This is a genomic window from Kitasatospora sp. NPDC059817 (genome assembly GCF_042731835.1).
In the GTDB taxonomy this organism is placed as follows: domain Bacteria; phylum Actinomycetota; class Actinomycetes; order Streptomycetales; family Streptomycetaceae; genus Kitasatospora.
Window position 1 is genome coordinate 1 of sequence record NZ_JBHWIR010000174.1, and the last position, 9,182, is coordinate 9,182.

Below are 9,182 nucleotides of genomic sequence, written 5' to 3' on the forward strand. Positions count from 1 at the left end.
CCGCCGGCGGGGGGCGGCGGCCCGGGGGGCGCGGCCCCCCGCGGGGCGGGGGGGGGGGGGCGGCCCGGGCGCCCCCCCCCCCCCCCCCGCCCAGGGGGGCCGCGGCTCAGGCGGCGGTCAGGCGGGCGGTCCTGCGGTGTTCCGTCATGCCGGAGACCAGCTGGTCGCGGATGCGGGCGGGGACCTGGGGGGCGAAGCGGGCCAGGTAGTGGGCCAGGTGGGCCTCGTCGTCGACGAGGAAGGGCAGGTCGAAGACGAGGAGCTTGCGCACCGCCAGCAGCGGCACGGGCGCGCGCAGCGGCCTGAAGGAGCCGTTCCACAGGCCCCCCTCCTCGCAGACGGGGTGGAACTGGCCGATCATCAGGCCCTGTTCGACGAACTCGTCCTTGGCCTTGCGCTGCGCCTCGTCCAGCGCGGTGGAGTCGGCCCGGTCCAGGCCCGGCAGTACCAGCAGGACGGTCAGCAGCTCCCGGTCCGACTCCTCCGTCAGGTCGGCCAGCAGCCGCTCGTACCAGGCGCGCAGCTCGCCGACCAGCGCGGGCAGGTCGCCGCCCGCGCGGGTGTCGGCGACGGCGATGTGGAACAGGCCGCGGCGCAGCGAGGGCTGGGTGTAGGGGCAGACGGGGCCGCTGCGCCCGAGGTCGGGGTGGGCGGTGGTGAGGAAGCGCCGGCTCCAGGCGAGGATCTCGGCGGCCTCGGGGTGGTGGTCGGCGGCGCCGGCGTCGATCTGCTCGGCGGAGTAGACGCGCAGCGCGGTGTCGACGCGCAGTGCGGTGCCGCTGTGCAGTGCGGTGCCGCCGTGCAGCGCGGTGTCGATGTCGAGGGTGTGGGTGGTCATCGGGGGCCCCGCCACACGGGGGTCAGGCGGGGGCCGCCGGCGGGCAGGGCGATGGCCTCGCCGAAGCGGGTGAAGCCGCCGGCGCCGCAGACCCGGGCGCCGCCGGGGGAGCTGGTCTCGGCGTAGGCGGCCTGGCCGTCGTGGTCGACGCGGGCCAGGAAGGCGCGCAGGAGGGCGGTGCCGGTGCCGGTGCGGCGGGCGTCGGGGTGGGCGCCGACGAACGCCAGGTAGTGGTGGGGGCGGTGGCGCGGGTGGCGGCGGGCCTGGAGACGGGTGATGGCGGCCAGGCGGCGGGCGGATTCGGGGTGGGCGTCGGCGTCGACGGCCGCGTCCAGGGCGCGGGCGGCCGTCTGGTCCTGCTCCCCGGGGTGTTCCCACACGCCGGGGGGCAGGAAGAGCAGCGCGCCGACGGGGGCGTGGTCGTCGGGGTGCTGGGCGGTCAGGGCGCCGCCGTGGGCCAGGCACTGGTCGACGTGGACGCGGAAGAAGGCGGGCAGGATGCGGGCGCGGTGGGCGTCGTCGGGGAAGGCCCAGCGGGTGAGCGGGTCGTCGTGGAAGGCGGCGGCGAGCACCCGGGCGAGGGCGGGGGCCTCCTCGGGTCGGGCGGGGCGGACCGCGGGGGCCGCGAGGGCGGCGCCCGGCGGGACGGTGGCGGTGGTCAACGGACACTCCTCGGCAGACAGGCGGCGGGACAGCAGGGCGGTCGTACGGGGGGTGCACTCGTACGGCGGGGCGACGGGCGGGTCAGGGCCGGGCGGTGGCGAGCGAGGTCAGGCGCGCGTGCAGGGCCGGCAGGTGGTCCTCGGCCTCGGGCTTGATCAGGACGCTGCGCAGCACCGAGGCCCCCTCGGCGTCCGCCGCCGCTGCCGGGTGGCGGCGGGTGAAGTCGGCGGCGTCCACCCGCAGCAGGCTCAGGTAGAGCGGGTCCTGCTCGTCGGCCATGCCCTGGCGCAGCACGTGCCGGCTGGCGGCGTCGACGGCGGACATCGGTGTCCCGCCGGGGGTGGGGTGGTAGGTGACGATGTCCAGTTGCGGGCGCTGGTGGAGGGTCAGGTGCGGGCTGTCCTCGATCAGGTCCGCCCAGGCCAGGGCCGCGCGCCGCCCGCCGGCCAGGACGGCGCCCAGGCCCTGGGGGGTGAGCGGCAGCAGTTGCAGGGTCAGCCACAGGGCGGCGGCCGCGGCGCCGGCGCGCGAGCATTCCAGGCTGATCTCGCCCAGGTGCAGTTCGGCGTCGGTGAAGTAGGTGTAGGGGGAGTCGTGGGCGAAGTGGCGGCCGATGTCGGGGTCGGCGAACAGCACCGCGCCGCAGCCGTAGGGCTGCAGGCCGTGCTTGTGCGGGTCGACGGTGACGGAGTCGCAGCCGGCGATGGCCCGCCACGGCGCCGGGTCCAGGCGCAGGGCGGCGGCCTGGGCGTCGTCGGTGGCCAGCAGGGCGAAGAACCCGCCGTAGGCGGCGTCCACGTGCACCCGCACCCCGTGGCGGCGGGCCAGTGCCAGCACCTCGTGCACCGGGTCGACGGCGCCGAGCCCGGTGGTGCCGGCGGTGACGACCACCGTGCCGACGCGGCCGGTGGCGAGCAGGTCGGCCAGCGCGTCGACGTCCATGCGCCCGTCCGCGTCGGCGGCCACCGCGTGGCCCTCGACGCCCAGGACGTGGCACATGCGGCTGTGCGTGTAGTGGGACTGCGCGCTGTAGGCGACGCCGCGCCCGGGGTGGCTCTGGCGGGCCACGTACAGGGCTTCCAGGTTGGCGATGGTGCCGCTGCTGGTGAGGTGGCCGACGTGGCGGGGCAGGCCGAACATGGCGGCCAGCTGGGCGACGCACTCGCGTTCCATGTCGTTGGTGGCGGGCCCGCCCTCGTAGGCGTGGTTGTTGGGGTTGAAGCGCATCGCCGTCAGGTAGCCGACGACGGCGGCCGGGTGCGGCGGCTTGACCATCTGCCCGGCGTAACGGGGGTGGAAGAACGGATAGTTGTGCTCCAGGCGCTTGGCGAAGCGCTCGAACGCGGCGGCGAAGTCCGCGTCGTCCACCTGGTGCGAGGGGTGCGGGCTGTACGGCCCGAACCGCTCTCCCCACTGCTCGGCGACCTCGGCCGCCCTCGGCAGCCAGTACCGCAGGTCCACGCTCCGGCCCTTCCCTTCGAGGGATCCTCCAGTGTTCTGCGAGCCACGGTGACCGCCCGCCGCAAGCGGCCCGCAACACCCGCAGCTCACCGCGCGCCCCGCCCGCAACCCGCCCCGCGCGCTCCACCGGGCCTCAGCCGGACCCCAACCGGGCGCAAGGATCCGCTGCTGCAATCACCCCCGGAACCCGCCCCCGCCCCACCCGCCGGGGCCGCACGGGCACACCGCCACACCGGGCCGGCAGCAGGAGGACGCGCGATGGTGACCAGACGCAGGATGATCGGCGCCGCCCTGGCGACCGGGGGAGGGGTCCTGCTCATGCGCACCACCCTGCGCCCGGCCGCCTCCGTGGAGACCGCCGCCGCCGCGGCCGCCCACACCCACCCGGGCCCTGCCGCCCCCGCCTCCGAGGCCGACCCGGGCCCCGACGCCGGCCCCACCCTGGCACCGAAGTTCACCGCCGCGATGCCCCTGCCCCCGGTGCTCTCCCCCGTCTCCACCGACGGCGCCGCCGACACCTACGCCGTCACCATGCTCAAGGCCTACGCCCGCATCCTGCCCGGGCACCGCACCGACGTCCTCACCTACAACGGCGCCTTCCCCGGCCCCGTCATCCGCGCCCGCTCCGGACGCCCGGTCGTGGTGCGCCAGACCAACCTGCTGGACGACCCCGTCTCCGTCCACCTGCACGGCGCCCGCGTCCCCGTCGCCTCCGACGGCGGCCCCATGAACCTCCTGGACGCCGGCGCCACCCGCACCTACACCTACCCCAACGACCAGCCCCACGCGAGCCTGTGGTTCCACGACCACGCCCACCACCTGGAGTCCGAGCACGTCTACCGGGGCCTGGCCGGCACCTACCTGATCACCGACGCCACCGAAGCCGCCCTGCCGCTGCCCGCCGGCCGCTACGACCTGCCCATCGCCCTGCGCGACGCCCGCTTCGACCCCCAGGGCCGCCTCGTCTACCGCATGGACGACCCCCTCAACCGCACCACCATCCTCGCCAACGGCCGCCCCTGGCCCAAGGTCGAGGTCGCCGCCCGCAAGTACCGGCTGCGCCTGCTCAACTCCTCCAACCTGCGCTTCTTCTCCCTGCGCCTGGCCGACGGCGGCCCCCTCACCCAGATCGGCTCCGACGGCGGCCTGCTGGAACGCCCCCACGTCACCGACACCGTCGACCTCTCCCCCGGGGAGCGCGCCGACGTCGTCGTCGACTTCTCCCGCTACCCGGTCGGCTCCAGCATCGTCCTCACCAACTCCATGCCCCCCGGCCCCGCCGAACACGTCGGCCAGGTCCTGCGCTTCGACATCACCCGCGCCGCCGACGACCCCAGCCGCGTCCCCGCCCAGCTGCGCACCCTGCCCGCCCTGGGCGCGGCGGCCCGCGAGCGCACCGTCGTCCTGGAGTACCAGGAGAAGCCCGGCGCCGCCCCGCTGGGACTGATCGACGGCAAGGTGTACGACCCGGCGCGGGTGGACGCCTCGGTGGCGTTCGGCACCTCGGAGATCTGGACGGTCGTCAACGCCAACAAGGACGTCCCGCACAACTTCCACCTGCACCTGGTGCAGTTCCGGGTGCTGGCGCGCAACGGCGCCGCGCCCGGCCCGGCGGAGTCCGGGCTGAAGGACACCGTGCGCCTGCTGCCGGGGGAGAGCGTGCGCCTGCAGGCCCTCTTCGACTCCTACCGCGGCCGCTACCCCTATCACTGCCACCTGCTGGACCACTCCGCGATGGGCATGATGGCGCAGCTGGAGATCACCTGACCACCTTCTGTCTGCCCCCCGCCGGGCCGCCCGCCCCCCGCAGGCGGCCCGGGGGCCCGGCCGTCAGCCGGCGTGGATGCCCTGGCCCGGCGCCAGGATCCCCGCCGGATCCCACCGCCGCTTGGCCCGCTCCACCCGCTCCCACAGACCGCCGTAGTGGCGCCGCCAGTCCGCCCCCGTCATCCCCGGCACCGCCCCGATCAGGTAGCGCTTGCCGCCCAGCTCCACCGCCCGGTCGTACAGCCGCCGGTTGCGCTCCAGCATCGCCGCCGTGTCCGCCCCCGGCGCCGGGAACGCCAGCAGGTCGAAGTGCCAGCCCACCGGCTCCTGCGGCAGCACCGCCAGCGGCGCCCCCACCCGCGCCCGCGCGTACGGGTAGAACAGCAGCAGCCCCGCCCCCAGGTCCTCCGCCGTCAGCAGCGCGGTCGCCTCCCGCATGAACACCCCCACCGTCGAGGCGGGCAGGAACAGGCTCAGCCACGGCTTCGGCAGCCCCCAGAACCCGGCCGCCCGCAGGTACCCCGCGAACGCGTCCACCCGGAACGCGTACTCGCGCCAGCTCTGCTCCACCACCGTCGTCTCGCCCGCCACCCCGTGCAGCCCCGCCAGCAGCGCCTCCCGGTCCACCGCCCGCCCGGCGTCCCCGTAGGCCACCAGCTCCGCCGTGTAGCGCCACCGCTGCCCGTCCGCGCTGCGCACCACGTTGCCGACCTGGAGGTCGAAGCGGCCCTGGGCCAGCACCTTCTCCTGGTCCGCGCGGTAGAGGTCCGCGTCGTCGTAGGCCAGGGTGAACACGGTGGCGCGCTCGCGCGCCGGCACCAGGGCGAGCGTGGCCCGCACGATGATCCCCACCTGCCCGCCGCCGGCCAGCACCGCCTCGAACAGCTCCCGGTTGTGCTCGCGCGAGGCCGTCACCAGCTCGCCGGTGCCGGTCACCACGTCCAGCGACCGCACGGTGTCCGCCTGCAGCCCGTGGCGCTGCACCGCCCCGCCGATGCCGCCCACGCTCAGCGTCCCGCCCACCGACAGGTGCAGGTAGTCCGTCAGGCACGGCGGCATCCAGCCCGCCGCCAGCGCCGCGTCCGTCAGCTGCGCCCAGGTGGCGCCCGCCTCCACCACGGCCCGCCCGGGTTCGACGGAGAGGATCCGCGACAGCCCGCGCGCGTCGATCGCGATGCCGCCGCGGGGGTTGGCCTGGCCGTAGCTGGAGTGCGACTCCAGCCCGCTGTCGCCGCCGACCGCCTGGTCGCCGCTCTGCCCGTTGACCGCCACCGGGATGCGGTGGCGGCGGGCGAAGGCCACCACCTTCTGGACGTCGCGCACCGAGGCCGGGCGCAGCACCGCGCGGGGCGAGGCGGTGACCAGGTGCCCGAAGTCGGAGGAGAACCGTTCCACGTCGGCGCCCCGCAGGGCCACCGTGCCTTCCAGGGCGGGCAGTTGATCCACGTTCTCGCCCGGCTCGGCGGCCCAGGCGCGGGCGGCGGTGTTCCAGCCGACGACGGCGGCGCCGGCGCCGGCGATCAGTGCGCGGCGGGACAGACCTGAACTGCTCATATCAGCGTTTCTCCGATCAGTCGTCAAATAGGGATTGTTGTACCGCAACCACCCCGCGACCACCTACCTCCCCGCACGCCCCTCCTGCTCCAGCCCCGCCAGCGCGGCCGCGATGTACTCCGGCATCCGCATCTGGTAGGCCGGGGCGCCGGCGGGGATGTGCGCGCAGGCGGCCCGCGCCTCCTCCAGCAACGCCCGCCGCGCCTGGGGCAGATGGGCCACCCGCGGCGAGTCGGCCGCCGTCCACAGCACGTAGGCGAGCTTGTAGGCGTACACGGGCGGGCTGACCGGGAACAGCGCCCGATACACCCACAGCCCCTCCGGGGCGTCCAGGACCCACTCGTTGTGGCTCAGCAGCCGCACCCGCGCCTTGAGCACCAGGTCCCTGTGCGCCGCGTCCTCGTGCGCCACGTCCTTGTGCGTCGTCATCCTCGCGTCCCCCTTCGTCCGTTCACCGCCCACCGCCTGCGGCGCCGTACGGCCCGTGCGCAGCACGGCGCGCGCCCCGGCCGCCCTGGGCAGGGGGCCGGCGCGTGGCCGAAGGAGTGGATGCGGACGAGTCTGCGGGCTGCGCCCGCCGCCCGGCAAGGTGTGATCCGGGTGCTCTGCGTCCTACCGAAACCCCCCGCTGAACTGGCACAATGGGGCTCGGTACACGCCGGGATCCCCGGCCGCGAGGCCCCTGCCGTGCGGGGCTAGCCTGGTCGCATGTTCGTACTTGAGCTGACGTACACCGCCCCGCTGGAGCGCATCGACGCCGCCCTGCCGCAGCACGTCGAGTGGCTGCGCGGGCACTACGAGGCCGGCACCTTCCTCGCCTCGGGCCGCAAGGTGCCGCGCGAGGGCGGGGTGATCATCGCGCTGGGCGAGGACCGCGCCGCGGTCGAGGAGCTGACCCGCACCGACCCCTTCGCCCGCGAGGGCCTGGTCGCCTACACGGTGACCGAGTTCCTCGCCACCACCACCGCCCCCGCCCTGGACGCCTACCGCCAGCAACTGCCCGCCTGAACCCCGGCCCCTGAACCCCGGCCCCTGAACTCCGGCCCCGCTGTGCCCCGCCCCGCCTCGCGGTTCGGGGCACGGTCGCGTTCTGGCTACGATCGGTGGCACGGGGCAAGGACGCGTACGGGAAGTTGGCGGGAGAAGACGGATGGCACACGCACGGGCCGGGCAGTTGGCACAGCCGGATGACCTGGTGGATGTGGCGCGGCTGGTGACGGCGTACTACGCGCTGAACCCGGACCCTCAGGAGGTCGGCCAGCGGGTGGCGTTCGGCACCTCGGGCCACCGCGGGTCCTCGCTGGACGCCGCGTTCAACGAGGACCACATCGCCGCGACCACGCAGGCGATCTGCGAGTACCGGGCCCAACAGGGCATCGCAGGACCGCTGTTCCTGGGCGCCGACACGCACGCGCTCTCGGAGCCGGCGAAGGTGACGGCGGTGGAGGTGCTGGCCGCCAACGGCGTGCAGGTACTGCTGGACGCGGCCGACGGCTACACCCCCACGCCCGCGGTCTCGCACGCGATCCTGGCCCACAACCGGCGCAGCCCCCGGGCGCTGGCGGACGGCATCGTGGTCACCCCCTCGCACAACCCGCCGCGCGACGGCGGCTTCAAGTACAACCCGCCCAGCGGCGGCCCGGCCGGCTCGCAGGCCACCGGCTGGATCCAGGACCGCGCCAACGAGCTGATCCGCGAGGGCCTGCGCGGCGTCAAGCGCGTCCCGTACGCGCGGGCGCTGGCGGCGGCGACCACCGGGCGCCACGACTACCTGGGCACCTACGTCGAGGACCTGCCCGCCGTCCTCGACCTGGACGCGGTGCGCGCGGCCGGGCTGCGCATCGGCGCGGACCCGCTGGGCGGGGCGTCGGTGGCGTACTGGGCGCGCATCGCCGAGACGCACCGCCTGGACCTGACGGTGGTCAACCCGGTCACCGACCCGACCTGGCGGTTCATGACGCTGGACTGGGACGGCAAGATCCGCATGGACTGCTCCTCGCCGTCCGCGATGGCCTCCCTGATCGGCCGCAAGGACGAGTACGCCATCGCCACCGGCAACGACGCGGACGCCGACCGGCACGGCATCGTCACCCCCGACGGCGGCCTGATGAACCCCAACCACTACCTGGCGGTGGCCGTCGACTACCTGTACCGCCACCGCGCGGACTGGCCCGCCGACGCCGCGGTCGGCAAGACGCTGGTGTCCTCCTCGATGCTGGACCGGGTCGCCGCCGACCTCAAGCGCGAACTGGTCGAGGTGCCGGTGGGCTTCAAGTGGTTCGTCGACGGGCTCGCGGAGGGCTCGATCGCCTTCGGCGGCGAGGAGTCGGCCGGAGCCTCGTTCCTGCGCCGCGACGGCGGGGTGTGGACCACCGACAAGGACGGCATCCTGCTGGCCCTGCTGGCCTCCGAGATCACCGCCGTCACCGGCGCCACCCCCAGCGCCTACTACCGTGAGCTGACCGAGCGCCACGGCGCCCCCGCCTACGCCCGCGTGGACGCCCCGGCCGACCGCGAGCAGAAGGCCCGCCTGGCCCGGCTCTCCCCGCAGCAGGTCACCGCGGGCGAGCTGGCCGGCGAGGCGGTGACCGCGGTGCTGGCCGAGGCGCCCGGCAACGGCGCGCCGATCGGCGGCATCAAGGTGTGCACCGACAACGCCTGGTTCGCGGCCCGCCCCTCGGGCACCGAGGACGTCTACAAGATCTACGCCGAGTCCTTCCTCGGCACCGGCCACCTGGCCCGGGTGCAGGAGGAGGCCCGCGCCCTGGTCGGCGAGGTCCTCGGCGCCTGATCCCCGCGCCCGGGGGGGGGGCGCGCCCCGGGGCCCCCCCCCCCCCCCCCCCCGGTGGAGGGGGCCCCCCCCCCCCCCACCCGCCCCCGCCCGGGGGGGGTATAAAAA

General features: G+C 75.5%; 8 protein-coding genes. 3 read left to right on the plus strand and 5 right to left on the minus strand.

All coding sequences use genetic code 11. The features are described from left to right. Positions 1-106 precede the first annotated feature (106 nt). From ACFV61_RS28315 to ACFV61_RS28325, 3 genes are all read right to left on the minus strand, one after another. Entirely contained in the window at positions 107-838 is a 732-nt protein-coding gene (locus ACFV61_RS28315) for a DUF6875 domain-containing protein (RefSeq protein ID WP_380494634.1), read from the minus strand. Then, positions 835-1,500 carry a GNAT family N-acetyltransferase gene (locus tag ACFV61_RS28320; RefSeq protein ID WP_380494636.1) on the minus strand — a complete coding sequence of 222 codons (666 nt, stop codon included), beginning with the start codon at positions 1,498-1,500 and terminating at the stop codon, positions 835-837. Before ACFV61_RS28320 ends, ACFV61_RS28315 begins: the two co-directional genes overlap by 4 nt. A gap of 82 nt (positions 1,501-1,582) precedes the next feature. Further along, positions 1,583-2,962 (minus strand): pyridoxal phosphate-dependent decarboxylase family protein, encoded by a 1,380-nt coding sequence (locus tag ACFV61_RS28325; RefSeq protein WP_380494638.1) that lies wholly within the window; start codon positions 2,960-2,962, stop codon positions 1,583-1,585. A 258-nt stretch (positions 2,963-3,220) separates the two neighbouring features. Here ACFV61_RS28325 and ACFV61_RS28330 point away from each other — a divergent pair, with 258 nt between their 5' ends. Continuing rightward, on the plus strand, positions 3,221-4,729 hold the full coding sequence (locus ACFV61_RS28330; RefSeq protein ID WP_380494640.1) for a multicopper oxidase family protein: 1,509 nt from the start codon (positions 3,221-3,223) through the stop codon (positions 4,727-4,729). 63 nt (positions 4,730-4,792) lie between these two features. Here ACFV61_RS28330 and ACFV61_RS28335 read toward each other — a convergent pair whose 3' ends face one another. Both ACFV61_RS28335 and ACFV61_RS28340 read right to left on the minus strand, forming a co-directional pair. Next, positions 4,793-6,283, minus strand: a complete 1,491-nt coding sequence (locus ACFV61_RS28335; RefSeq protein ID WP_380494642.1) for an FAD-binding protein — start codon at positions 6,281-6,283, stop codon at positions 4,793-4,795. A gap of 63 nt (positions 6,284-6,346) precedes the next feature. Continuing rightward, complete coding sequence (locus ACFV61_RS28340; protein WP_380494644.1) at positions 6,347-6,712, minus strand: hypothetical protein; 366 nt, start codon at positions 6,710-6,712, stop codon at positions 6,347-6,349. 279 nt (positions 6,713-6,991) lie between these two features. Between ACFV61_RS28340 and ACFV61_RS28345 the strand changes: the two genes are divergently transcribed. Next, a complete protein-coding gene (locus ACFV61_RS28345; RefSeq protein ID WP_063352966.1) occupies positions 6,992-7,291 on the plus strand; it encodes a YciI family protein in 300 nt (99 codons plus the stop codon). Positions 7,292-7,433: 142 nt separating this feature from the next. Then, a complete protein-coding gene (pgm, locus tag ACFV61_RS28350) occupies positions 7,434-9,074 on the plus strand; it encodes a phosphoglucomutase (alpha-D-glucose-1,6-bisphosphate-dependent) (RefSeq protein WP_363632400.1) in 1,641 nt (546 codons plus the stop codon). The last annotated feature ends 108 nt before the right edge of the window (positions 9,075-9,182 follow it).

Bases quoted from the DNA above. Each gene is read 5' to 3' on its own strand.
- pgm (WP_363632400.1), top strand. From the start codon at position 7,434: ATGGCACACGCACGGGCCGGGCAGTTGGCACAGCCGGATGACCTGGTG.
- ACFV61_RS28330 (WP_380494640.1), top strand. From the start codon at position 3,221: ATGGTGACCAGACGCAGGATGATCGGCGCCGCCCTGGCGACCGGGGGA.
- ACFV61_RS28335 (WP_380494642.1), bottom strand. From the start codon at position 6,283: ATGAGCAGTTCAGGTCTGTCCCGCCGCGCACTGATCGCCGGCGCCGGC.
- ACFV61_RS28315 (WP_380494634.1), bottom strand. From the start codon at position 838: ATGACCACCCACACCCTCGACATCGACACCGCGCTGCACGGCGGCACC.
- ACFV61_RS28345 (WP_063352966.1), top strand. From the start codon at position 6,992: ATGTTCGTACTTGAGCTGACGTACACCGCCCCGCTGGAGCGCATCGAC.
- ACFV61_RS28340 (WP_380494644.1), bottom strand. From the start codon at position 6,712: ATGACGACGCACAAGGACGTGGCGCACGAGGACGCGGCGCACAGGGAC.